The 24,477-nt window shown below is 58.6% G+C and carries 25 protein-coding genes and 1 tRNA gene; 15 read left to right on the top strand and 11 right to left on the bottom strand.

All coding sequences use genetic code 11. From position 1 onward, the window contains the following. Positions 1-82 precede the first annotated feature (82 nt). Positions 83-754 (bottom strand): 3D domain-containing protein, encoded by a 672-nt coding sequence (locus QSJ36_RS04600; protein WP_240454353.1) that lies wholly within the window; start codon positions 752-754, stop codon positions 83-85. A gap of 388 nt (positions 755-1,142) precedes the next feature. Beyond that, positions 1,143-1,688 (bottom strand): hypothetical protein, encoded by a 546-nt coding sequence (locus tag QSJ36_RS04595; RefSeq protein ID WP_285467234.1) that lies wholly within the window; start codon positions 1,686-1,688, stop codon positions 1,143-1,145. A 168-nt stretch (positions 1,689-1,856) separates the two neighbouring features. Between QSJ36_RS04595 and QSJ36_RS04590 the strand changes: the two genes are divergently transcribed. The 3 genes from QSJ36_RS04590 to QSJ36_RS04580 all read left to right on the top strand — a co-directional run bounded on the left by QSJ36_RS04590 (position 1,857) and on the right by QSJ36_RS04580 (position 6,131). Further along, positions 1,857-2,828 (top strand): uracil-DNA glycosylase, encoded by a 972-nt coding sequence (locus tag QSJ36_RS04590; protein WP_285467232.1) that lies wholly within the window; start codon positions 1,857-1,859, stop codon positions 2,826-2,828. Positions 2,829-2,831: 3 nt separating this feature from the next. Further along, positions 2,832-3,617, top strand: a complete 786-nt coding sequence (locus QSJ36_RS04585; RefSeq protein ID WP_022397601.1) for a glycerol-3-phosphate responsive antiterminator — start codon at positions 2,832-2,834, stop codon at positions 3,615-3,617. Positions 3,618-3,758: 141 nt separating this feature from the next. Continuing rightward, complete coding sequence (locus QSJ36_RS04580; RefSeq protein ID WP_285467227.1) at positions 3,759-6,131, top strand: heavy metal translocating P-type ATPase; 2,373 nt, start codon at positions 3,759-3,761, stop codon at positions 6,129-6,131. Here the strand turns inward: QSJ36_RS04580 and QSJ36_RS04575 are convergent. The 5 genes from QSJ36_RS04575 to rpsN all read right to left on the bottom strand — a co-directional run bounded on the left by QSJ36_RS04575 (position 6,126) and on the right by rpsN (position 9,223). Beyond that, positions 6,126-6,482: a YraN family protein gene (locus QSJ36_RS04575; RefSeq protein ID WP_102727550.1), complete on the bottom strand. Its 357-nt coding sequence runs from the start codon at positions 6,480-6,482 to the stop codon at positions 6,126-6,128. The two genes, QSJ36_RS04580 and QSJ36_RS04575, sit on opposite strands and share 6 nt — an antisense overlap. 28 nt (positions 6,483-6,510) lie before the next feature. Then, complete coding sequence (locus QSJ36_RS04570; protein ID WP_249853113.1) at positions 6,511-7,125, bottom strand: ribonuclease HII; 615 nt, start codon at positions 7,123-7,125, stop codon at positions 6,511-6,513. Positions 7,126-7,153: 28 nt separating this feature from the next. Further along, positions 7,154-8,566 carry a hemolysin family protein gene (locus QSJ36_RS04565; protein ID WP_215443518.1) on the bottom strand — a complete coding sequence of 471 codons (1,413 nt, stop codon included), beginning with the start codon at positions 8,564-8,566 and terminating at the stop codon, positions 7,154-7,156. Between the two features lie 54 nt (positions 8,567-8,620). Next, positions 8,621-8,881, bottom strand: a complete 261-nt coding sequence (locus tag QSJ36_RS04560) for a regulatory protein, FmdB family (RefSeq protein WP_022397606.1) — start codon at positions 8,879-8,881, stop codon at positions 8,621-8,623. 72 nt (positions 8,882-8,953) lie between these two features. Then, on the bottom strand, positions 8,954-9,223 hold the full coding sequence (gene rpsN / locus QSJ36_RS04555) for a 30S ribosomal protein S14 (RefSeq protein WP_022397607.1): 270 nt from the start codon (positions 9,221-9,223) through the stop codon (positions 8,954-8,956). A gap of 315 nt (positions 9,224-9,538) precedes the next feature. On the opposite strand from rpsN, the gene QSJ36_RS04550 reads away from it, so the two are divergent. The 11 genes from QSJ36_RS04550 to QSJ36_RS04500 all read left to right on the top strand — a co-directional run bounded on the left by QSJ36_RS04550 (position 9,539) and on the right by QSJ36_RS04500 (position 21,611). Then, a complete protein-coding gene (locus QSJ36_RS04550) occupies positions 9,539-9,862 on the top strand; it encodes a hypothetical protein (RefSeq protein WP_285467222.1) in 324 nt (107 codons plus the stop codon). 110 nt (positions 9,863-9,972) lie between these two features. Continuing rightward, entirely contained in the window at positions 9,973-10,575 is a 603-nt protein-coding gene (locus tag QSJ36_RS04545; protein ID WP_285467220.1) for a hypothetical protein, read from the top strand. 14 nt (positions 10,576-10,589) lie between these two features. Next, complete coding sequence (locus QSJ36_RS04540) at positions 10,590-11,498, top strand: hypothetical protein (protein ID WP_022397609.1); 909 nt, start codon at positions 10,590-10,592, stop codon at positions 11,496-11,498. Positions 11,499-11,685: 187 nt separating this feature from the next. Continuing rightward, the gene (locus QSJ36_RS04535) at positions 11,686-12,978 is read left to right on the top strand and encodes an argininosuccinate synthase (RefSeq protein ID WP_250715706.1); all 1,293 of its coding nucleotides are present in this window, start codon (positions 11,686-11,688) and stop codon (positions 12,976-12,978) included. 99 nt (positions 12,979-13,077) lie between these two features. After that, a complete protein-coding gene (locus QSJ36_RS04530) occupies positions 13,078-14,697 on the top strand; it encodes a sulfatase-like hydrolase/transferase (protein WP_285467358.1) in 1,620 nt (539 codons plus the stop codon). Positions 14,698-14,728: 31 nt separating this feature from the next. Next, on the top strand, positions 14,729-15,967 hold the full coding sequence (locus QSJ36_RS04525; RefSeq protein WP_022397612.1) for a transcription antitermination factor NusB: 1,239 nt from the start codon (positions 14,729-14,731) through the stop codon (positions 15,965-15,967). 52 nt (positions 15,968-16,019) lie between these two features. Then, a complete protein-coding gene (gene tpiA, locus QSJ36_RS04520) occupies positions 16,020-16,784 on the top strand; it encodes a triose-phosphate isomerase (RefSeq protein ID WP_285467216.1) in 765 nt (254 codons plus the stop codon). Between the two features lie 148 nt (positions 16,785-16,932). After that, positions 16,933-17,616, top strand: coding sequence for a prepilin-type N-terminal cleavage/methylation domain-containing protein (locus QSJ36_RS04515; RefSeq protein ID WP_102729028.1), 684 nt, complete (start codon positions 16,933-16,935; stop codon positions 17,614-17,616). A 128-nt stretch (positions 17,617-17,744) separates the two neighbouring features. Then, positions 17,745-18,356, top strand: a complete 612-nt coding sequence (locus QSJ36_RS04510) for a hypothetical protein (protein WP_102722842.1) — start codon at positions 17,745-17,747, stop codon at positions 18,354-18,356. Positions 18,357-18,523: 167 nt separating this feature from the next. Next, positions 18,524-20,095, top strand: a complete 1,572-nt coding sequence (locus tag QSJ36_RS04505) for an arylsulfatase (protein ID WP_285467213.1) — start codon at positions 18,524-18,526, stop codon at positions 20,093-20,095. 625 nt (positions 20,096-20,720) lie between these two features. After that, complete coding sequence (locus QSJ36_RS04500) at positions 20,721-21,611, top strand: hypothetical protein (RefSeq protein ID WP_022397617.1); 891 nt, start codon at positions 20,721-20,723, stop codon at positions 21,609-21,611. 187 nt (positions 21,612-21,798) lie between these two features. Here QSJ36_RS04500 and QSJ36_RS04495 read toward each other — a convergent pair. The 4 genes from QSJ36_RS04495 to QSJ36_RS04480 all read right to left on the bottom strand — a co-directional run bounded on the left by QSJ36_RS04495 (position 21,799) and on the right by QSJ36_RS04480 (position 23,513). Further along, a tRNA-Lys gene (locus tag QSJ36_RS04495) sits at positions 21,799-21,874 on the bottom strand. 85 nt (positions 21,875-21,959) lie between these two features. Continuing rightward, entirely contained in the window at positions 21,960-22,391 is a 432-nt protein-coding gene (locus QSJ36_RS04490; protein ID WP_102722839.1) for a thioesterase family protein, read from the bottom strand. Between the two features lie 39 nt (positions 22,392-22,430). Further along, positions 22,431-23,180: a ComF family protein gene (locus tag QSJ36_RS04485; RefSeq protein ID WP_285467356.1), complete on the bottom strand. Its 750-nt coding sequence runs from the start codon at positions 23,178-23,180 to the stop codon at positions 22,431-22,433. A 30-nt stretch (positions 23,181-23,210) separates the two neighbouring features. Continuing rightward, entirely contained in the window at positions 23,211-23,513 is a 303-nt protein-coding gene (locus QSJ36_RS04480) for a hypothetical protein (RefSeq protein WP_022397620.1), read from the bottom strand. A gap of 85 nt (positions 23,514-23,598) precedes the next feature. Between QSJ36_RS04480 and mazG the strand changes: the two genes are divergently transcribed. Continuing rightward, positions 23,599-24,408 (top strand): nucleoside triphosphate pyrophosphohydrolase, encoded by an 810-nt coding sequence (gene mazG, locus QSJ36_RS04475; protein ID WP_102729025.1) that lies wholly within the window; start codon positions 23,599-23,601, stop codon positions 24,406-24,408. The last annotated feature ends 69 nt before the right edge of the window (positions 24,409-24,477 follow it).

The raw sequence follows: 24,477 nt of genomic DNA, 5'->3' as shown, positions 1-24,477 counted from the left end.
ATCCTGCACGCACGCCGGAAAATAAAAAAGCGCCGCCATGTGATGAATGGCGGCGCCCGGGTTAAAGGGTTCAGGAATCCGGTCAGTCAGCCTTGGCGTAAAGCCCCTTGGACACGCGGTGCTGCAGGGCCGCATACATGGCGCGGCAGTGCCTGTAGCCGCGGCGGCTGCCGAGCACTTCCAGACTGTTGGCGGGGTCTCCCCAGCGGACGATGGTCAGTTCCACATAGCGGCGGCCCCATTCCTTCATCAGCTTCTTGTTAGGCTGGTAAATGTCAATGGTTCCGGTCCCGACCAGGGCGCTCCCGTAATCGTCAACGACGTAGAGATAGGGCTGCCCCTTGATGCGGAAGGTTGTTCCCAGAGGGTAAACGGACCAGTCCGCAGCGGCGCTGCGCACGGAAGAAGTGTATTTCAGCGTCGTGCCAACGGCATTCCGGGGTCCGTAGGCCAGATGGTCACGTTCGGAATGGGTATAAGCCGTGGTGCGTACTACACGAGTGCGCTGGGCGGGGTGGTAAAACGGCATCTTGTGTTTGTCGCGCCCCAGTTTGGGGAGCTTGGAAGAAGGCACTGCCGAACGGCTCGGCGCCAGGGGCTGAACAAATCCCTGGGCATTTTCACCTACACGGGCCAAAACAAGGGCGTCACTACTGGATTTCCCCATGCCGGTTACAGCTCCGTTTGTCGAGCAGCTGCTGACAAACATGGCCGCGACGGCACAAGACAGGGTGGCAATTATTCTTAAATTCATGCGGTATGAGGTTAGGCGCCATACACATGGCAGTCACTCCGGCAGAACCTTCAGGCCATGTGCGGAAGCCGAAAAATCGGCAACGGCGGCTCTTGGGTACGAAATAATTTCTGCCTTGGCAATCCTTTTTTTTCACCGACCCCCTTCCAAACAAGGAAAACCTATTAATATAAAACGCTAAAAATAAGCAATATATAAAACATGCCGCATTTTTGTCATATCATGACAAATAATATACTTCACGAAACATCTTTTTCTATCACATCACGACACACTTTTTTATTTTTAATACATCTTGCTTACTATAAATATGATATAAGAGAAAATCGACCTCAATCCTTCAAAAGATTCCCTAAAAAAGTTCAATGGGCCAAATTCCGGAAGGCCGTCATGGATGGAAAAATCGCGTCTCCCCTTGAACGAATTTCCCTTTGCTGTTCAGGCTTCCACGTGAATTTTTCCTTTCCCGTTTCCTTATCTGCGCCCTTCCTGCTTCCCAATATGCCGCAATGCAGGGTTCGGGAAGAGGTTGGGAAGAACATTTCCCGGCAATAAGGATTCGGGACACGGGATTTTTACCGGGGCATGCTCCGGCCATGGGAAAGCTATAGAAAAAAAGGCATGCAGGCCTGATTGAAAAAACATCCCGTAACCCGTCTTGCAGCAGTTTTTCAAATTCTGGAGAAACTTCCATGCCAAGAAAAAGAAAGATGCGGGGAACAGCCCGCTCTGCGCAGGAAAGGAATCCTTCCGTTTTCTCCTGTAATTTTTCCGGAGCGGGAACCGGAAAAGCCCGGTTGGACGGAAAACGAAGCTTCAACCCTGAAGAGCAAGGAAAGCCGGAAGGCGAACGAATCAATTCCCTGCCTCCTGTAAAACGGTCCCGGAACAAGCATGCCCGCTTGCAGGCGGGCGTTGCCCCGTTGAACGGCATTCATGGACAAGAGGGGGGGAAATTTCATAGCCGCCCTTCCTTTTTTCTCTTTCCCCTCTTTCCTGCGACGCTCTTCAGATGACGCCAAGCCTCCTGCTCCCGGCGGCCGGGCGCACACCCAATGGGCTGTTGCATCCCTCCGGAAATAGATTACACTCCGGAACGAACATGTCTGCCGGCCTGCCCCAACACCTCACGCTGGACTACCTGCGCGCCCTGTTATCCCGGGGCGTGGAGAAGGTTGCCGTCACGGAGGAGGCCAGAACGGTCTTGAGGAAATGGGTCATGGACGCACGGCGGATCGCCAGGGGGGAAATCCCCTCTTCCGTTTCCGCCCCCTCTGTTTCCGGAGAAACGCAGCCGCCGCCGGAAATTCCAGGCCAGCCGCCGGACTCCGTGGATGAAGTTTCCTTCGGCAACGAACTCCGGGACATCCTCAACGGAGTACAGCCGGGCAGAACGGAGGAGGAAGCCACGCTGCCCCGCCATATTTCCTTTGCCCTGGAAGGTGAAACGGAGGAAGAGAAACTGTCCTCCCTCCGGGAACTGGTCGTCAACTGGCCGCCGCTTCGGAATATGGAGTCCCTGCGGGACACGCCCGTCTTTTCCTCCGGCAGTCCCAGGGCGGACATCATGATGGTCACGGACGCCCCCGGCCTGTATGAAGAAAAGCAGGGCATCCCCCTGGCCGGCCCCTCCGGACAGAAGCTGGACGCCATGCTGAAAGCCATGGGGCTTTCCCGTACGGACATTTACCTGACCCATCTGGTCAAGTACCGCCCCGCCCTCCCGCGCCAGCTTACCAACAACCGGCCGCCCACGGACCGGGAGATAGAGGTATCCCTCCCCATTCTCCGGGAGGAAATCATGCTGGTGCGCCCGAAAGTGGTGGTAGCCCTGGGCGCCATCGCGGCCAGGGGCATTCTCCAATCCGGAGAGACGCCGCTTTCCGCCCTGAGGGGGACGTTCCACACGGCTTTCGACACGCCCGTACGCGTTACTTACAATCCCAGCTACCTCCTCCGCACGGAGGATATTTCAGAAAAACGAAAGGTTTGGGAAGACATGCTGTGCGTCATGGAACAGGCCGGCCTCTCCATTTCCGAAAAGCAACGTTCCTATTTCCTGCCCAAAAAGTAACATATGGATTATTTAAACAGCATTCTGGAGCGCAAACGCGCCGACTTGAAAAAAATCCTTCCCCTGGAAGGGAAATTGCGGGCCTCCGCCATCCAGAGGAATGACTATGCGGGATTCCGCACGGCGGTGGACCTTGGGGAAAACCGTCTTTCCGTCGTCCCGGAAATGTCCAGGGTCCATCCCGTCCTCAACCTCCGGGAGTCAAACCAGGACCTCCGCCACCTGTACGGCATGTTCATCCAGGGCGGCGCGCAGGGCATTTCCATCGCCGTGGAACCGGAGGTATACGGCGGTTCCTGGGACATGGTTTCCACCATTTCCAGAATCAGCACTGTCCCCGTCATGGCGCGCGACGTTTTCATCCATCCCGCCATGATCTGCCAGGCCATCGTCTCGGGAGCGGACGCCGTCAACCTGGTGGCGGCCGCCCTGCCGGAAAAGGACCTGGAAGACCTGTACCGCATGGCCTCCGGGCTGGGACTGGACGTGATGATGGAAGTCCATACCCTGAATGAGCTTGAAACCGCCATGGACCTGGAAGCGGAATTCGTCTGCATCAACAATGCGGACCCGCATACCCTCCAGGCCAATCCGGCGGTTACGGAAAAACTCATTGAAGAAATTCCCGCCTCCGTCACCGTCCTGGCCGCAGGAGGCATCCGCACCGTGGAAGACGCGCGCCGCATGCTGGACGCCGGGGCCAACGGCGTCATTCTTCAGGACGAACTGGCCCGCATGGATATTCCCCAGGATTTCATGGAAGCCATTCTGGCGCTCAGGGCGGAATGATTTTTCCTCCTGCACTATATATAATAGACAGGCGCAATCTGTGCCCGCATGGAGAAATGCGGGCTTGAAGCCGCTTCCGCGGTTTTTCCAATCATGGCTGTCCCGGAACGGAAAGGGTCCCGGAATTGTCTCACTTTCCGTATGGATATGACCAACAGCCCGCATGCCCGGCATGGAGCTTCCGGACACACGGACCCCGTCTGCGGAGCGCAAGTCGGGGAAGATACTCCCTGGAAGGCCGGCTATCAGGGGAAAACCTATTTTTTCTGCAGCCGTTCCTGCCGGGATAAATTCACGGCAGCGCCGGAAGAAGCTCTTGCCCACCCTCCGGACGCCGGACACGGCATGGACATGCCCATGCACCACCATGAAGACATGGACCATTCCTCTGCCATGGAGTCTGCGGCCGCCGCTCCCGGTACGGTGTACACCTGTCCCATGCACCCTCAAATCCGGCAGAATCATCCCGGAGCATGCCCCATCTGCGGCATGACGCTTGAACCGCTGCTCCCTTCCGCAAACGCCCGGGACGATACGGAGCTGAATGACTTCCGCAGGCGTTTTTATTTTTCCCTGCCTTTCGTCGTCCTGATCTTCATTATTTCCATGGGCGGCCATCTTGCGCGCTGGATGAACGCCGGAGTCCAGAACTGGGTGGAACTGTTCCTGGCCATCCCCGTGGTCCTGTGGGCGGGAGAGCCGCTCCTGGTCCGGGGATGGGATTCCATCAAGACCCGCAATCCCAATATGTGGACGCTGATCGGCGCCGGAACCTCCATCGCCTTTCTGTACAGCCTGGCCGCTACCATCGTGCCCGGCTGGTTTCCCGCCGTTTTTATCCATGACGGGCATGTTCCCGTTTATTATGAGGCGGCGGCCATCATCATCTCCCTCAGCCTTCTGGGCCAGGTGCTGGAACTGAAAGCCAGGTCCCGTACGGCGGAAGCCATCAGGGCCCTGATGAATCTGGCCCCCGCCACCGCCCATCTGGTACTCCCCAACGGGGTGGAAAGCGACATTCCCCTGAAGGACGTGCAGACCGGCGACGTGCTGAGAGTGAAACCGGGAGAAAAGATTCCGGTAGACGGCGTCCTGAAGGACGGGGGAAGCGATGTAGACGAGTCCATGCTGACCGGAGAACCCATTCCCGTCTCCCACGTTCCCGGCGACAAGCTGATCGGCGCCACGCTGAACACCACAGGCACCTTCACCATGACGGCGCAGAACGTGGGGAATGACACCGTCCTGGCGCGTATCGTCAACCTGGTGGCCCAGGCCCAGCGGACCAAGGCCCCCATGCAAAGGCTGGCGGACAAGGTGGCGCGCTACTTTGTGCTTGCGGTGGTGCTCATTGCCGTTCTCACGTTTTTCGCCTGGGGATTCTGGGGGCCGCAGCCATCCTGGCCGCACGGGCTGGTGAACGCCGTCGCCGTCCTGATCGTAGCCTGCCCCTGCGCGCTTGGCCTAGCTACTCCCATGTCCATGATGGTGGCTTCCGGAAAGGCGGCCTCCCTGGGCATCCTTTTCCGGGACGCGGCCGCTCTGGAAACCATGCACAAGGTCAATATCCTGGTGATGGACAAGACAGGCACCCTCACGGAAGGCAGGCCATCCCTGGTCAACGTAACCACGGGGAACAACGTGAATATGGACGCGCTGCTCGCCCAGTGCGCCTCTCTGGAGCAGAACAGCGAACACCCCATCGCGCGCGCTTTCCTCCAGAAGGCGGCGGAGGAAAAGCTCACCCTGTCGCCCATTGAGGATTTCCAGTCCTTCCCGGGCGGCGGCGTGGCCGGGACTTTCCAGGGCAGCAAGGTTTGCGTAGGCACCGCAGACATGATGCAGAAGCGGGGCGTAGACATCTCCTCCCTGGCTCCGTGGGTGGAAGAACAGCGGAGACAGGGCCGTGTTACCGTCTTTGCCGCGGTGGACGGCCAGGCGGCGGGAGCCTTCTCCCTGGCGGATAAAATCCGAGAAAACACGCGCCAGGCCCTGGCGGACCTTACTGCGCGCGGCATCCGCATCATCATTGCCTCCGGGGACGCGCCCGCGACGGTGGAAGCCGTGGCGAGGGATCTGGGCATTTCCGAATTCCACGGAGGAATGACACCGGCGGACAAGCAGGCGCTCATCGCCTCCCTGAAAAGCGGGAACGCCGTGGTCGCCATGGCGGGGGACGGCGTTAACGACGCTCCCGCACTGGCGGAAGCGGATGTGGGCATCGCCATGGGAACGGGATCGGACGTAGCCATGCAGAGCTGCGGCGTCACCCTGGTGAAGGGGAACCTGCTGGTGATTTCCAAGGCTTTCGCCCTTTCCACCGCCACCGTGAAAAACATGAAATCCAACCTGGGTTTCGCCTTCGTGTACAACGCTCTGGGAATCCCCATAGCCGCCGGCATCCTCTATCCCTTCTGGGGCATCCTGCTTTCTCCCGTCATTGCGGCAGGGGCCATGTGCCTGAGCTCCGTATCCGTCATTCTGAACGCCCTGCGCCTGCGGCGCTTTTCATGAAGCGGGCAAATCCTTCTCCCTGAACGCTCCGCGTATATGCCTGAATTCCGGGGGCTTCCCCTCCCGGTACAGGACTTCCACAATATCGTAACGGGAGGGAACCGGTTCCGGAAGCTGGCGGAGCCATTCCGCCGCTCCCCGCCGTATCAGCGCCCTTTTGCGGGCGTCCACGGCGCGGCGGGCTCCCCCGTAACCGTTTCCCGTACGGGTTTTCACTTCCACAAAAACCAGGCAGTTCCCGTCCCGGCACACGAGGTCCAGTTCCCCGCCCCTGACGGGACGCCAATTCCTCCTTAAAACGGAAAACCCTTCCCCACGCAGGAAAGAGGCCGCTGCCAGTTCCCCGTACATTCCCAGCCATGCCGTATCCCGCTCCTTCCTATTCAGGAATGGACAGTTCCATTTGTGAAACCGGCGCAAACGAGCGGCGATGAAGCGGACAGGGCCCATGCCTCCGCAGGGCTTCCATGTGGGCTTTCGTGCCATATCCCTTGTGTTTTGCAAAACCGTACTGCGGATAGGAGGCATCCGCCTCCGTCATCATGCGGTCCCTCGTCACCTTGGCCAGCACGCTGGCGGCGGCAATGGAAAGGCTCCTGCCGTCTCCCTTCACGATAGCGCGGTGCGGAACGGGAAGCCCCTTGACGGGCAAGCCGTCCACCAGGCAGAAATCCGCATGCGGGGCCAGTCCTTCCACGGCGCGCGCCATGGCCAGATGAGTGGCTCTCAGGATGTTGAGACGGTCTATTTCCTCCACGGAAGCCATTCCCACGGAGCAGGCCACCTGTTCGCAATCCAGCAGAGCCAGGAATAGGCGTTCCCTCTTAGCCGCGGTCAATTGCTTGGAATCATTCAACCCGGACAGTTCCTCCGGCAGTTCAGGCAGAATGACGGCCCCGGCCACCACGGGGCCGGCCAAAGGGCCGCGGCCGGCTTCATCCACCCCGGCCACATAAAGAAAACCGGAGGAACGGGCCTCCCTTTCAAAACTCATATCCGGGTGTGACTTTTCCGTCATGGCCTCATTCCTCCTCCTGTTCTTCCGGAAGGCGGGTCAGCAGAATCTGCGTGATTCTTCTGCCGTCCGACCCCGTCACTACGGCCCGGTAGCGGCCAATCTTCAATTCCTCCCCTTCTTCCGGAATGTAACCCAGCCGGCTGATCACGTAACCGCCCAGGGTGGTGACGCCCGGGCAATCCAGGTCCATTTCAGGCAGGTAATCCGCCAAGTCAAACAGGGTAACGGCTCCGTTCACGGCATACGTATCCTTGCCGGTCTTGACGAATTCCCGCATTTCCTCCTGGTCAAACTCATCCTGAATGTCGTCCCCCACGATCTGTTCCAGCACATCGTCCAGGAACACCAGGCCGATGGAATCACCAAACTCATCCACCACCAGGGCAAAATGGGCATGCTCTTTCAGGAAGAACGTCAGAAGGCTGTCCAGAGGCATCGTATCCGGCACCACGCGCAACTCACGCCGCACGCTTCTAAGGTCCGGATTTTCCTGCCCTACCAGCTTGAGCAGATCCTTGACGTGCACCCAGCCCTTCACCTCGTCCAGATGGTCGCCCTCCACCAGGGGGAAACGGGTATGGCGGGACTTCCGGGCAAGTTCCCAGTTCTCCTCAAAGGGGGCCGTCAAATCCATCACGTCCACTTCGGAACGCGGCGTCATCACGTCCTTGACGCACATGTCGTTCAGTTCAAGGGCATTCTTGGAGATCTCCGCCTCCTGCTTCGTCAGCTCTCGGGAACGTTCGCTTTCCTCCACCAGGTACATCAGTTCATCCGTGCTGTGAACCGTGCAGGCCGTGGAGCGGGGATCGATACCCAGCAGGTACTTCAGCACAAACCGGGCAATTCCGTCCGTCAGTCCAAGAATGCCCGTATATTTGAACACCGTGTAAAAGAAATGCAGCAGCGGGACCGTCGCCAGAGCCGCCCTGTCCGGATGGCGCACCGCCATGGCCTTGGGAATAAACTCTCCAAAAATAACCTGGCAGCAGGCAAAGAAAATAAACGTAACGGCCAGGGCAATGCCGTAAACGGGAACCTTACCGCCCAGCCCCAAGGAAACAAGGAAGGGAGCCGTCAGCTCCGCCACGAAAAACGTGCCCAGAAATCCCAGCGCCAGAGAAGAAAGGGTAATGCCCGCCTGGCAGGCGGCCAGATACAGGTCAAGGTGCTTGACCGCCTTCCGTGCCCGGGCCAGCTTCCTACGGGTACGCGCCGGAACGCCATCCCCGGCGTGCAGCTGGCTTTCGCGAACCTTCATCAGGGCGAACTCGGCCGCCACAAAAAACGCGTTCAGCAGTAAAAAAAGGATAAAGCCGGCAATCGCCAGCGTCATTCCACCCAGCGCCGGAACAGCGTCGGGCGCTTCAGCGGCCCCGAAGGCCGCAAGAATACTCAGAGGGTCCGGATCATTCATTCTGTTTCAAGTAGTATACGGGAAAGGAGGCCGGAATGTTTCCCGGCTTTTGTGTTACAGTTTTTCATAAACGCCCTTGTCCCGGCGCTCCAGCACGGTGAACCCGGCTGCCTTGGCGTCGGAAACGGAAAGGGGCTTGGTCGCCTCCGGCACATTGATCCGGCTAATGACCTTGCGCACCGGGTGCTTGCACACCAGGCACTTTTCAAGCGGCGCACGGTCCACCGGCCGCCGCAATTCAAAACCGCGGCGGCACACCGGGCAGGACTGGCCGGGGTCGTCAGGGTTTTCGGAAATATACTCGTATATGGGCATAGTAAAACGCTAGGCTAAATAAAAATCAGCCTAGCGTCAAAATCTTTATAAGGCTGCAACCTTTCCCAGCCCTTACCAGCTGGACTTGGTCACACCGGGGATCATGCCGGCGTTGGCCAGTTCGCGGAAGGAAATACGGGAAAGCTTGAAACGGCGGATAAATGCGCGGCGGCGGCCGGAAACAAGGCAGCGGTTGACCGTACGGGTCGGGCTTGCATTGCGGGGCAGCATGGTTAAACCGATATAATCCTTCTCAGCCTTCAATTGCGTACGCAGTTCCGCGTAGCGCTTGACGGTGTCAGCCTTTTTCTTGTCTCTTGCGATCCAGCTCTTCTTAGCCATAAGTTCGGCGGAATAAGTAGAGGGCCGGGGATGAAAAATCAAGCGCTTTTTTTCAATTTCATCAAATTCAAGCCGTTTTCAATGTCATCCGTCCTTTTTGGCGGCTTCCGCACATCGGCTTGAACGCCTGTTTCTTCCGCAAGCGGCACCATCAGGAAAAGCCTCACAGGCGTTTCCGGCGGAACGGAAGCAGTCGATTATTTAACTCTTCCTAATCATTTCTTCCCCGGCGGAACGGGATCATATCTGCAAGGCATCAGCATAAAATGGGAATTCCCTTGACTTCAATCGTATTTTTGGAAAACTTTTTCAAGAATGTTGTTGAAAAACAAGGTTGTTATGAAGATCTGCGTCTTTGGCGCACTTCTTGCATGCCCCTGCCGTGTGACGGCGGAAGAGGAGGAACCCATGCAAGGTCTGAAGATTGAATCGAAAACGCATGAGTATTCCGCGGATTACCACATCGCCAAGGAAGAAGGACAGAATCCGGACGAGGACGAGGATAAAAAAAGGACCTGCGTGGGCATGGGCGAGAAGGTTACCTTGACGTTGACGGGAAGCAGGAGCTCATCGGAGAGGATAAGGATATCAGGTGGAGCCTGGCGGACGGGAGGCATTTGGGCAGCTTTAACGGCATAACTGATGGGGAACGAGAAGTAACATTGTTGATCAATGAGGATTTGAGTCCGAAGACCGTCGGAAATAATAACACGATCAAAGTCTGGGCATATGGTTCAAAAACGCAGCAGATGCCCGATAAACCGCTCAAACTAGAAGTGTGCCTCCCTACCCACATCACCGGGAAGCACAGGAAAAAGGAAGGAGGCGGCAGGGGAATGATTGCGGACGCTGGGAAGTTTCCCGGTTTTCCCACGGATCACGCACAGGACCGGGGCAAACCCGGAGCTTCCGCCCAGCTGGAATTGACGATCCATCCCACGAAAGTTAATTTCCAGAATATCCATGTGATTGAAAAAGACGCGGACGCCAGCGACAAAACTTTTCCTCCCCTGGGAGGCAGGCACCGGCCCGGAGAAACATGGTCCCAGATTGATCCCGGCAACAGGGTCATTGACACCATAGCATGGAAAAAGACGATGAATGAGGTGAAAGGCGGATTGAGTCCGGATGCCCCGGAACAGAAATGGGATTGGGCATGTAAACGTTACGTGCAGTCTATTCTGCACCGGGATGTTTACATGCTCAATACCGTGACGCAAAGCTTCAAGGTCCGGTGGACGGACCCCAGGACCAGAAAAGCCGTCCATGCATGGATTTCCAAATTTGAATGCCAGGTGGAACGCGACTCCCAGCAGGGAACCCATGCGTTTTCCCCGCAAGACAACAAATAATGATCCCCACAATAATGATGAAAACATTCCACCTCGTCCTCCCGCTCATCCTTCTTTGCTCCGGCATCACGCCCCGGGTGCAGGGAGCCGCCACGCTCCCGGGGTCTCGCCTTCCCCTGGCTTATCCGGAAACGGCCCAGCCCCGCGAGTATCCGGGCTACCGCATGCTGGCGGAGATGGGATGGATGTACCTGCCGGTGAAGGAACCGTATCCTCCGCTCTGGCACCTGCAGGAAATGCTCAAAAAGAACGAGCTGGAACTGTTCTACATGTGCACAGCCCGTCTGTTCCAAATCTATTGTGTGATCCATATTGATGACCTGAGGGGAAGACAATGCCGAGAACTGTACCACTTGTGCGGTCTGGTGACGGCGGCGCCGTTCTACCAGGTGGACTTCAGCGGAGAGCATCCGTGGGAATACGGAAGAAGGACGGGAGATATGGATACGAAGAGGGTAGCCGTTTCATGCCTAAGCCGTATTATAAAAAAAGAATCTGCCGGACGCATGAACGTGAACCAGAAGGAGATCGGAAAGTTCAGCGCGTTATATACAGCGGTAATTTTAAAAGGATTCCGGAAGGAGCACCAGGCGACTTCCGAAGAAAAGCTGAGGAAGCGATGGAAGGAAGGGGAAAAGAACACGTGGAAGGTGCACCGGGAGGGACGTGTTTTTGGCTGGGAAGACCAGTTCATCGTGGCCCAAGGCAGAAATGATGATATGAAATATGAGATAGAAGAATGGCTGGAGGAAGATTTAATTCGCATCCTGGTTGGATACTTTCCCGGCCGTGCGGCGGAAGCGCGCCAGTACATCCGGATGGCGGGATACGAAGACCGGGAAATCAACGGACTGGTGGACCGGACGTTGGGACGCGCCAAGGAGACGGAGTTTCTGTATAGAGGAGGCAAGAAAAAGAATTAAAAGCAGCTTTCCGGGCTTATGCGGAGAACGAATCCTGACGAACCTCCACTCGTTTTTGTTCAGGAACCATCCCGGGGAAGCCGCTCCGGACAGTTCCGGGAAAAAGCCCGTGGTTAAACATGATTTTGTCCTTTCCTCCGGGGGGGGAATGGGGCATCATGCCGCCGCACACTAATCATTGACGTACATGAAAATCGTAGTTGCATACTCTGGCGGCCTTGACACCTCTGTTCTTCTGAAGTGGCTCAAGGAAAAATACAATGCCGAAATCATCGCCTACTGCGCAGACGTAGGCCAGGCGGAAGAACTGGACGGCCTGGAAGCCAAGGCCCTGGCTACGGGAGCCTCCAAGTGCTTCATCGGCGACCTCAAGGAAGACTTCGCCGCCAACTACATCTTCCCCATGATGCAGGCCAACGCCCTTTACGAAGGCCGCTACCTGCTGGGCACCTCCATCGCGCGCCCCTGCATTTCCAAGGACATGGTGGACCTGGCCATCCGTGAAGGAGCGGACGCCATCGCCCACGGCGCCACCGGCAAGGGGAACGACCAGGTGCGCTTTGAACTGGCCGTCAATGCCCTGGCCCCGAACATCAAGGTCATCGCCCCCTGGCGCGACCCCGAATTCCGCAAGCAGTTCCCGGGCCGTACGGAAATGATCGCCTACGCGGAATCCCACGGCATCCCGATCCGCCAGTCGCTGAAAAAGCCTTATTCCATGGACCGCAACCTGCTCCACATTTCCTTTGAAGCAGGGATGCTGGAAGATACCTGGTACGATGGCACCACCCCCGCCGACCGTGAGATGTACAAGCTTTCCGTTTCCCCGGAAGACGCTCCGGACCAGGCCGAATACATTCAGATCCTGTATGAAAAGGGCGATGCCATCGGCATCAAGTACGACGGCCTTGACGCCCTGCTGAAAGAACTGGACGTCACCCCGAAGGGGGAACGCGACGGCTATACCCTGCTCAGCCCGCTGGGCGTCATGTACGTGCTGAACGCCCTGGGCGGCAAGCACGGCATCGGCCGCGTGGACATTGTGGAAAACCGTTTCGTGGGCATGAAAAGCCGCGGCATTTATGAAACCCCCGGCGGCACCATCCTGCTGGCGGCCCACCGCGACATTGAAACCATCACCATTGACCGTGAAGTGCAGAAGGTGCGCGATTCCCTCATTCCGGAATACGCCACGCTGGTTTACAACGGCTTCTGGTTTGCGCCGGAACGTGAAGCCATCCAGGCTCTGGTGACCAAGTCCCAGGAAACCGTCAACGGGGAAGTGCGCCTGAAGCTTTACAAGGGCAACGTCATGTACGCCGGACGCCGTTCCCCGCAGTCCCTGTATTCCGAAGAAATCGCCACGATGGAAGGCGGCCATGAGGAACTGTACAACCAGGACGACGCGGAAGGCTTCATCCACCTCAATGGATTGCGCCTGAAGCAGTTCAGCCGCGTCAACAAGCCCTACGGCAACTAAGCCCCCGCAACACAACGTTTTCAATCAACCGTCCGGAATACCAGTTCCGGACGGTTTTTTCTTTGCAACAATCCTTTCCTTTTCCACGTACTGCCCGTGATGGGATTTATATCATGCACATTTCTGGCAGTTGTTTCAGCGCTGGCGTTCTGTCCGGTCCCGGCCACTGCCGCTTCCAGGCCCAACATCATTCTGATTTATGCGGATGACCTGGGCATGGGCATGCTGGGCTGCTACGGCCAGGAGATCGTGAAAACGCCCAACATCGACCGCCTGGCCAAACAGGGCATCATGTTCACCCGGTGCTACAGCAGCCAATACTGCTGCCCGGCGCGCGCCTCCCTGCTCATGGGCGTGCATGACAGCCACTCCCGCTCCTACACCCAGACAAACGGCGGCCTGGTCATCACGGCGGAACAACAAGGCTGGTCCAACGAGGAACTGGAAAAGAAAGCGGCCAGGGCGGCCCGCATCAAGCCTTCCGGGGGAGAGGTTTTCCTTCCGGAACTGCTGAAAAAGGCAGGATACGTCACGGGCCAGTTCGGAAAGCTGGAGTGGGGCTTCACCACCTGGCACGGAGAGTTGAAAAGGCACGGATGGGACCGTTACGTGGGATACATGGACCATCAGCGGGCCCACGGCTATTATCCCTCCTTCCTCTGGAAAGACGGCGAACGCCTTCCCCTTCCGGGCAACACGCATGCCGACGGCGGCAAGACCCCGGAGATTTACGGGCCGGGAGCCACGGAAAAACGGAGAGGAAACCGGGACGGAAAAGTGACGTACGCTCCGGACGCCATGCTGGCGGAGACCCTCAAGTTCATGGAGGAAAACCGGAACAGGCCCATGTTCATCCTCTTCTCCACCAACCTGCCCCACGGCCCGGTGGATATTCCCCCCGCAGAGAACAAGTATGCCGGTCATCCAGCCATCCGCCAGGCCTATGCGGGCGCCGCGGGCGGCAACAGGGAATGCGCCGGGGCGGCGGAGGAATACGCCTCCATGGTGGACAAGCTGGACAGGCAGGTGGGCGCCATCCTGGCCCAGGTGCACAAGCTGGGACTGGAGAAGCGCACCATCATCGTTTTCAGCTCCGACAACGGGCATGAACTTTACTACCGCACGGACAAGGAGCGGGGCCGCGGCCTCAACTGCCACGGCGGCGTTCTGGACGGTACCGGGGAGCTGCTGGACGTTTTCCGCGGCAGCCGCGGGCTCATCGGCCAAAAGAACGCCATGGTCAACCTGGCCGGGTTGAAATGGACCAACCATGAAGGGGGCATCCGCATTCCCCTCATCGTCTCCTGGCCCGGGACCGTGCCGCACGGGAAGGTTTGCCGCAGCCTGGTAGCCAGCTACGACCATATGGCCACCTTTGCCGAGCTGGCGGGAGTGGGCATGCCGGAAGGCAAGGATTCCGTTTCCTATAAAAACATGCTCTTCGGCAAACCTTCCAGCCAGCGCGATTACGTAGTGGCGGACCACACGGTCATCACGGGGGACGGCTGGAAGCTCACGCACAAGCAGGACAAGTGGCTCCTTTTTCAAATCAGCAGCGACCCGGAGGAAAGGCACAATCTGGCGGAAACAAGGAAAGACCAGTTGGAAAGGCTCCAGGCCATTTACAGGAAGGAAGCGGGAAGCCCCAGAAAAGACAGGCAAAAGCCGGAACAACCCCGGAAAACCGCCCTTTTTCCGCCGCTTGCTTTTGCAGGTTGAAACTTGAACGTTCCGCATGTAGAGTTCCCCGGTGAAGAACAATCCCCCCACCTCCCGCCAGACAGCCCTGACCTGCCTGATGCGCTGGCATGAAGGCCGCTCCTTTGCGGAAACCCTCGTGGACCGGGAATGTTCGCGGGCTGCGCTTTCCACGGCGGACAGGCATCTGGTGCAGGCCCTCGTCTTCGGCGTGCTGCGCAACCAGACCTGGCTGGACCATGTGATCGACTCCCTGCGGAAAGGCAGGCTGGACCTGGAAATGCGCCTTATCCTCCAACTGGGGCTGTGCCAGCTTTTCCTGCTGGGGATGGCAGACCACGCCGCCGTGTATGAAACCGTCAATCTTGCGCCCGCACGCCTGCGGGGGCTTGTCAACGCCATCCTGCGCAACGCGCTTCGGCGGGAGAAAGCCATCCTGGAGGAACGGGAAAAACTGCCGCTTCCCGTTCTTTATTCCACCCCGGCGTGGCTGGTGCAGCGGTGGACGCAGCAGATGGAGCCGCAAACGGTCCGCGCCCTGCTCCACTGGAACAACACCACGCCGCGCCTGTACGTCCGCGCCAATCCGCTGGTCCCCGTGAACGGCATGCCAGCCTCCCTGGCTCCGCTGGACCGCGCTCCCGGCTGGTTCTCCGTAGACGGCGCCCTGCCGCTGGAAGAGATCAAAGCGGGCTCCCTTTACGTGGCGGACCCCTCCACCCGCTACGCCATCGACCTGCTGGCTCCCCGGCCCGGCGAGGAAATCCTGGACGCCTGCGCCGCCCCCGGCGGCAAATCCGCCGCCATCATCGCCGCTACCGGAGGCAAGGCGCGCCTGACCGCCACGGACCTCCATGAACACCGTCTGCCCACCTTGAAGGAAAACCTGGACAGGCAGGGTTCCTCCTCCGTCCGGACGGCGCAGGCGGACTGGTCCCTCCCCTGCCCTCCGGAATGGGAACGCCGTTTTGACGCCGTGCTTCTGGACGTGCCCTGTTCCAACACCGGGGTCATCCAGCGCCGCGTGGACGTGCGCTGGCGCCTGACCCCGCAGGAAATCCGCCGCCTGGCCGCCCTCCAGAGGAGCATTCTTGAAAACGCCTCCCAGGCCGTCAAGCCGGGCGGCAGGCTGGTTTATTCCACCTGTTCCATTGACGCGGAGGAAGACGGCCTGGTGGTCAGGGATTTTCTGCAAAACCACCCGGAATGGACCCTGAAGGAGGAAAAACTCATCCTTCCCCATGAGGAAAAATCGGACGGCGCGTATGCGGCCCTTTTGATCTGTGCTTGACCTCGGCCCCAATTTGGCAACAATGCGTGCTCCTGATTAATCTCATTCCACTATGTCCCGCAAACCCATCATTGCCGCCAACTGGAAGATGAACATCGGCCCCGCCGAAGGCGCCCAATTCATCGAAAGCTTCAAAAACCTCGTTAAGGGAAAAGACGTCGCATGCGACGTGGTCGTCATTCCCCCCTTCACCACCATCCCCTCCGTGCTGAACGCCCTGAACGGCTGCTCCTGCACTGCCGTAGGCGCCCAGAACGTCTCCCAGTATGACAACGGAGCCTACACCGGGGAAATCTCCACCAGCATGCTGAATGAACTGGGTCTCAAGTACGTCGTGCTCGGCCACAGCGAACGCCGCCAGTACTTCGGAGAAACGGACGCCATCATCAACGCCAAGATCAAGAAGGCCATCGCCGCCGGCATCACCCCGATTTTCTGCATCGGTGAAACGAAGGATGAACGCCTGGGCGGCATTCTGGAACCCGTGCTGGAAATCCAGCTCAAGGGCGGTCTCAAGGATCTCACCCCGGAAGAAGTGGCCAACCTGGTCATCGCCTATGAACCCGTCTGGGCCATCGGCACCGGCCTGACCGCCACCTCCAAGGAAGCGCAGGAAGCCCACGCCTTCATCCGCAAGGTCATTTCCGACGTCTTCGGCGCGGACACCGCCGCCAGGGTGCGCATCCAGTACGGCGGTTCCGTAAAGCCGGAAAACGTGGTGGAGCTCATGGCCCAGCCGGACATTGACGGCGCCCTGGTGGGCGGCGCTTCCCTGAAGCCGGAATCCTTCGCCACGCTGGTCACTTCCGCCAAGTAAGCGCAATCCAGCCATTTCCTTTCCTGCGGGCCGGTCCTTCACGGGACCGGCCCTTTTCGTTTCCGGAGCTCCGTCCGGCGCTTTTCCGCCCCAGGGCGCAGTTTCTGCCTTTTCAAGCGGCGGCAATCGTGCATAATGGCGGGAAATCATGAAAGCCCGCTTACTCCCCTCACGCAGCAAAGGTTTCACGCTTATTGAAGTTCTCGTGGTCATCGCCATCATCGCCCTGCTGGCTGGCGTATCCTACAGTATTTATTCCCATGCTACGGAGACTGCGGCCAGAACGCGCTGCACGGACAACCTGCGCCGCATCAGCGACTGGGGCAAGGAATTCGCAGGCCAGAACGGCGGGAAGCTGCCCTCCAGCGGCATGAAGGACAGCCTTCTGACCGCCAGGGAGTGCCGGAACTGGTGGGACGCCCTGGCCCCCATCGTGAACGCAGAACAGCCCGACCTGATCGCCCGGAACGACAAGGAGCCGAACATGCTTCCGGACACCTTCCGCTGCAAGAATGACAACCGGCCGGAAATCCTCGCGGCGGAAGATTCCATCCTTCCCGCCAGCCCGGACACCATTTCCTACACTAGCTGGCTGGATAACCGGAAGGGACGCCCCATGAACGTGGCGCGCGGTCAGGCCCTGCGCGGCAAGCCCTGGATCAGCGACGGCATTCCGCTTGACGGGCGCAGCGTCATCACGGAACAGGACTTTGAGGAAATCGTGGTCCCGGCCCTGGAACGCCATCAGGGAGGCATCATGGTGCTTTACGCGGACGGGAAAATCACCCCTGTGGAGGATCCCACGTTTGAAAAAGTCACCCAAGGCTCCTGAGCCTGCGTTCCTCCGCCGGCTGCGGGGGAATTCCAGCGGCCTGACGCCGGGAATCCGATGGAATTTTCTTCTCTCTCCCGCTGATTCGCCTTTACGAAGCCGGGATAATCATTAAGGTTAGCGTTCAGATGAACCAGCACGCTCCCTTCCTGCATCCGTATGATGGAATGATACCGTTGCCCGTGGCGGGATATGTCCTGGGCGCCGTTCTGCTGCTGGTTCACCTTTACGCACTGGTAAAAAGGCAGCAGGTGCAGGCCTTTCTGCTGGCCTCCCCGCGCAACCACCTGCTGGCCCAGGTTCTGCTGGCCATCGGCCTGTTCTGGTTCTTCCTGCTGGTGGCTCCGGAAGGGCTGGGCGTGCTGAGTTATTTCCGGGTAGGACTGGCGGAGTTTGAAGGCATCCGCTGGCTGCTCCAGCTTGCGTGTCCCGTTTTCCTGGTGCTGATGGTCACCCAGGTGAAAAACCTGCTCTTTCCGCGGGCGCTCGGCATCTTCGGCCTGATGGTGGCGGCCCCTCTTCTCAGCGCGGCCTTCCTCCAGGATCCGGTCACCAGGCTGCTCATCCCCATCTGGTGCTACATTGTCATTTTCCTTTCCCTCCTCTGGATAGGCAAGCCCTACCTGTACCGTGACATGGTGAACAAGATATGCTCCAAACCGGCCTGGTGGACGCCCCTCTGCCTGGGCGGCATGGCCTACGGAGCCGCCATTCTGCTCTGCGCCGTCCTGTGGTGGTAGCAGACGCATTTTTCCGGCGCACCATATCCGCCCACCCGGCTTTTTCCGGAGGAATTCCCGGTCGCGCAAGCTGTCCGGGCCAACAGGGAAGACAGCTTTCCTTTTCCAGCCTCCGGGCAGGATCCGTCCGCGGGCCTGCCTGCTTTATCATACACCCCGTTCCTCCCATGCGTTTCATTCCAAGTTTCCCCCTCCTGGCCTGCATGGCCCTCTGGCTGCTCTCCCCTGTTCCCTCCCCGGCGGACAAGCCCAACATCGTCCTCATCCTGGCTGACGACATGGGATGGTCCGACCTGGGCTGCTACGGCTCGGAAATCCCCACTCCCCATCTGGACTCCCTCGCCGCACAGGGCATGCTGGCTACACGGTGCTACACGGCTTCCCGCTGCTCCCCCTCCCGCGCCTCCATCATGACCGGTTGCGAGCCCCACAAGGTGGATGTAGGGCTGCTGGACGACGACAGCAGACGCCCCGGCTACCGCGGGCGGCTGAATCCGGATATCCCCACCCTCCCTGAACTCCTGAAAAAAGCGGGATACCGTACCTACCTTTCCGGAAAATGGCATCTGGGGAAAGTCCGCGGAACCTACCCCTGGGACCGCGGCTTCGACCGTTCCCGCGGCCTGCTGGGAGGCGCGGCGGATTACTACAAGCCCATGCCGGACCGCCCCTTCGGAGAAGACGGAAAATTGCTCCGGCCGGAGGACCTGCCGGAGGATTTCTACATGACGGAAGACATCACCCAAACGGCCCTGGCCTACATTGACGACGCCGCCAAAAGCAAAAAACCCTTCTTCCTCTACGTAGCTTACACGGCCCCGCACACCCCCCTTCAGGCCCCCCGGGAGGAAATAGAAAAAATGCTGCCGTCCTACCGCGGAAAATCTCCGCATGCCATCGCCTCCAAGAGGCTGGAAAAACAAAAACAGCTCGGAATCGTCCCTCCCTCCGCCAAGCTGGGCATGGCAGGAAAATTCAATCCTTCCGGCTATGAAAAGGCCACAGCAGAGCGCAAGGACTACCTTTCCAGGTGCATGGCCACCTACGCCGCCCAAATCTCCATCATGGACCGCGGCATAGGCCGCATCCTTGCGTCCCTGGACCGCCACCGCCTCAGCGGCAACACGATCGTCATGTTCCTGTCAGACAACGGCGCAACGGCGGAAATGCCCCAGAACAACAGGAACAAGAAAACCGTTCTTCCCATCGGTCCGCTGGGGGAAGCCGGCTGCCGGGACGGGTACGGCCCCATGTGGGCGGCCGTGTCCAACACTCCCTACCGCCAGTATAAGATTGAGACCTTTGACGGCGGCTTGTCCGCGCCTTTCATCATCCGCTACCCTTCCAGAATCCGTCCCGGCGCGCGCTATCACTCCCCCTTCCTGCTTCAGGATCTCGCCCCCACCTGCCTGGCGTGGGCCCAGCTTCCGGTTCCCGTCCACATGGACGGCAAGCCGCTCAACGCCTACTGGGCCAATCCCGGAAAGCTTCCTCCGTCCAGGGTATGGGACTACATTCCCGGCACCTGCCCTTCCCGCACCATTTTCTGGGAGCACCAGAGGAACCGCGCGGCCCTGACCAGCCAATTCAAGCTGGTGGCTCCCAACCGCGGCCCCTGGCAGGTATACGACATCAGGGACAGGACGGAACAAAAAAACCTCGCTTCCAGGCACCAGCCGCTTATTGAACAACTGTCCGCACAGTACAGGAAGTGGGCAGAAGAAAACCATGCCGAATAATGCGGCACGGCGGGTAGCCTGGCAGGCGCGCACGGAACATTACCGCGGCAGGGTTTTTCCAGGGGCAAGCCCTGACGTTCCGGCACCGCAGCCACCGGAGCCGAAACCCGCATCATTTCCGGTAAAAAGCCGGAATAATATTTGTTCCCCCCTTGATATCCGGGGGCCCATTCACCATTCCTTTTCCCCATCCGGATATTGACGGACAATTCCGCAAGGAGTCCGGCCCTCCGGACGGAGCTTGCTCCGGCTCTCCATGCTTTTACCCTGTAAACAAAGATATTCCATGAATCAAAATAAAACACATCAAAACACTGCGATTTAACAAATCGTTTCCCAAATGGAAAACTCTTATTTTTTCCTAACAATTATTGGAACAAAGGAAGCCTTATCATTCAAAGAAATATCGTATTAGAATGCTTCTAAATTAACAAAAAACTCATTGATTATAAATAAACTTAATTTAAGATGGCATAAGAAAAAACCTCTCCGCTTCCTGCTTTCATTCCGCACCATTTCAACCTTCAATATGGAATATTTTTGATAATCAACAAATAACACACCTTTAACAAGACTTGTACAGCATCACCTTCTTTTCAACCAACCTTTCTCCCGCATCTTTCTTATGTTCAAAGAGCCCTCCTTCCTCAAAAAAGCAAACCTGTTCCAGCCCATCCTGGTCGTTGTGATCTCCATCATCGGAGGGACGCCCATGGAAGGCGCCAACACGGGAAAAATCGTCCTGCTGGTTATCCTGGGCGCCGCTTTCATCGTGTGGCACGTGGAATGCCAGAGGCTGATCAACAGGAACCGGGAGATGAAGAAACAGGCCTGCACCCTGAAAAACCGCAGTGCGGCTCTTTACAAAAAAACCTACGCCGCCCTCAGCGGGGAATATGAAAACTTCGCCAACAAGCTGAATGGAGAAGACCGCCGGGAGAAAAAAGCGGACGGCTCCCGCGCAACGACGGAAAGCTTCAACTCCGCCTGCCTGTTCCTGTGTTCCACCATCGCCGCAGCCCTGGCCGAATATAAAAGCTCCCTCATCTTTGAAGTGCTTTACATCCAGGCGGAGCGGCAGCAGGGCCAGACCTTCCTGCGCGTCACAGGCTACGCGCAGGGAGAACACAATAACGACATCCCGTCCCTGCTGGCCCAGCCTCCGCGGCCCGTGACGGGAACTCCCTCCATGCTGGATGAACAATTGTTCGCTGAACGCCATCTCAGCCCCGTAGTCCTCTCCGGCCCGGCGGAAGTGCGGCGCAGCTTCTTCCGGAAGCGCAACCAGCCCCCGGAGGAAAAATACATGCAATACCTCGCCATCCCCGTCCTGAGCAGGAGGAATGAAATCATCGGCCTCATTGAAGTCTCCGTTAAAAAAAATCCGTTCATCTTCCCGGTGGTCATGCTGGAAACCCACGAACTGGCCGACATCCGATCATGGCTGTACCATTTGAAAGACCATTTCCTGCTGTTCCATGAAATAGAACGCGCCGTCCGGCATGATTTGCCCTGATGGACATCCCCGCCCGGTTCCGTCTTTCCGTTCCGCCGGCGGCCTCACGGACCGGGCAGCACGGCAATACCCATTCCCATGCTCATTGGATGGTGGAACACCACGTTCCCGCCCGTTTTCCGGCTACCTCAAAAAAGAAACTCCGCCCGGAAATACTTCCTGCGGAGTTTCAACGTATGAAAGGGAATGGTACTTGGACCGGGACTCGAACCCGGGACCAATAGATTAAAAGTCTACTGCTCTACCAACTGAGCTACCCAAGCACTTACCCTTGCTGGAAGGGCGGAGGCAGTAAACACCACGCCCCCTTTCATGGCAAGCGCAAAATGGAAGACGGACAAAAAAAGATCAGGATTCCATGTATTCCTGCCACCGCGCACGCCATTCAGCTGGAATGCGCGCGGGGCGCCCCTGGGGCATCCGGACCAGGGCCAGCTGTTGATGGGCCCTCACCAGAAGATCGTTGTTGGAGGCGCGGCGCATTTCAAAATCGCACCAGAACCGGGCCCGTTCCACGGATTGCAGCCATCCCGTCGTCAGAATGGTGTCCCCCAGCACGGCGGGGCGTACGTAGTCGATTTCATGGCGGACCACCACGGCGAACTGCTGCAAATCGCTCATGGTTTTGTAATCCATGCCCAATTTGGCTCCCAGCTTGGTGCGGCAGGCTTCAATCATGCGCAGGTAGGCCAGGTTATGAACCACTCCGCCGCAGTCCGTATCATAAAACATGACTTCGTCTTCCGTATGAAACATCAGCTCCGGATTCATGACTGCCATTGTAGGAAGGAAACGGTGAAGCTGAAAGGAAATTCCGGTTCAGCCATGCCATGCATGGTGCGTCCGCGCCAGCGTCAGCACGCAAACGGAAGCCGCCCCGGCCCGGAGCAGCAGATGCGCGCAGGCGTCCGCCGTGGCCCCGGTCGTAAAAACGTCATCCACCAGCAGCACGTCCCTTCCCGCGACGGGATGACGTTTGATTCTTTTTTCATCCGCGGCATAAATCCTGCGGGCGTGCCTGAGCCGCTGCTTCCGCGCCAGGCTGGCCTGGGGCAGCCGGTCAGGCAGGCGTTTCAGCACCCCGGCACAGGGCCAGCCCAGTTCTCTCCCCAGCAGCGCCGCCAGTTCCTGCGCCTGGTTGTACCCCCTCCGCACCAGCTTGCGGCGGTGCATGGGCACGGGAACGAGCAGGCGCTTTTTTCCTCCGAACCAGTGGGGATTTCCGCGCACGGCCTCCGCCATCATCCGCGCGAAGGTTCCGGCCAGATGAACGGCCCCCGCATATTTGAAGGCCAGCAGAAGCTCCCTCAATACCCCTTCGTTCACGTATGCGGCGCGGGCTTCCTCAAAGGACGGAGCCGTTTCCGCACAGCGGGCGCATAACCCGGACGGGATGAAGGAACCTTCCGCAGGTTCTCCGCAAACGGCGCAGCAGGGTGGTTCAATGGGCACGAAACGCTCCCGGCATTCCGGACAAACATGACAGCCGTCCAGTCCGCCCCGTCCGCACAACTCGCAGACGAAAGGGTACACCCAGGAGAGCCATTCCCTGAAAACCGCTCCCAGCATCCCCGGCACGGCAGAAGTTGAAGGGCGTTCCTACCGCCCGTCCTCCCCATGGGGAGAACCGGTTTCCTCCTCTTCCGGCATGTCTTCCAGAAGCTTGTCTATGGCTTCAATAAAACGCCACGGGCAGCGTTTGCGCTGGTACTTGCGCCAGAGCACGTCGCGCAGGGTCACCCAGTGCGCCCGCGTGAATTCCACGTGTTCCCACTCCACATCGTCACGTTCCGCACGGCCCACCTTGGGGGCGCATTCCAGCTTCCATTTGCTGGCGTGGTGGCATGCCCTGTATACCAGGGTACCTTCTTCCGTGCGTTCTTTCCACGTGTGAACTTCCATGGGGGCGAGTGTAGGGAAGAACCGTTCCGGGTAAAGAGGAATTTTTGCTAGTCATCCGCCCTTGCGCGATTAGTATGGCTCCGTCATGAACGACACTGAAATGATCGAATGCCGCGAGCCTGCCCTTCAAATGCAGCGCCTCATCGCCATCATGAAACGCCTGCGCGCTCCCCAGGGCTGTCCCTGGGATGCGGAACAGACCCACCACTCCCTGATTTCCAACATGATTGAGGAAGCCTACGAGGTGGTGGACACCATCCAGAGGGATGACTGGGAGCAGATGCGGGAGGAGCTGGGCGACGTTCTGCTTCAAGTGGTTTTTCATGCGGAGATCGCCCAGGAAGCCGGACGTTTCAATTTCAACGATGTGGCCGCGGAAGTGAGTGAAAAGCTCGTCCGCCGCCATCCCCACGTGTTTGCCCAGTCCACGGCGGACACGACGGATGCCGTGCTGACCCAGTGGGACAAGATCAAACGCCAGGAAAAAGGCGCGGAGACCACCCCGTACCTTCATGGAACGGGCAAGGGACTGCCTCCCATGCTCCGCGCCTGGAAGCTCCAGAAAAAAGCCGCCAAAGCGGGGTTTGACTGGCCGGACGCCCAGGGCGCCCTGGATAAAGTGAAGGAGGAAACCGCGGAGTGTGAGGAAATCCTTCCCGTGCCGGAGGAAGATCCGCACGTCACGGAGGAACTGGGGGACCTCCTGTTTTCCGTAGTCAACCTGTGCCGGAAGAAGGGAATAGACCCGGAAACGGCCATGGCCGGGGCGAACAGGAAGTTTGAACGGCGTTTCAATGAAATGGAACGCCTGCTTGCCAAAGACGGCCTTTCCCTGGAAGAAGCCTCCCTGGACGCCATGGAGGAACGCTGGCAGCAGGCGAAGTCCGCCCAATAAAGTATTTCCATTTCCCGGACCGGGCCTTGTTCCGGTTCTCCGCTTTGCCTTTTCCGGCGCCGTCTGCAT

It is taken from the genome of Akkermansia sp. NBRC 115031 (assembly GCF_030268505.1).
Taxonomy (GTDB): Bacteria; Verrucomicrobiota; Verrucomicrobiia; order Verrucomicrobiales; family Akkermansiaceae; genus Akkermansia; species Akkermansia massiliensis.
This window is presented reverse-complemented; position numbering and strand designations above follow the sequence as displayed.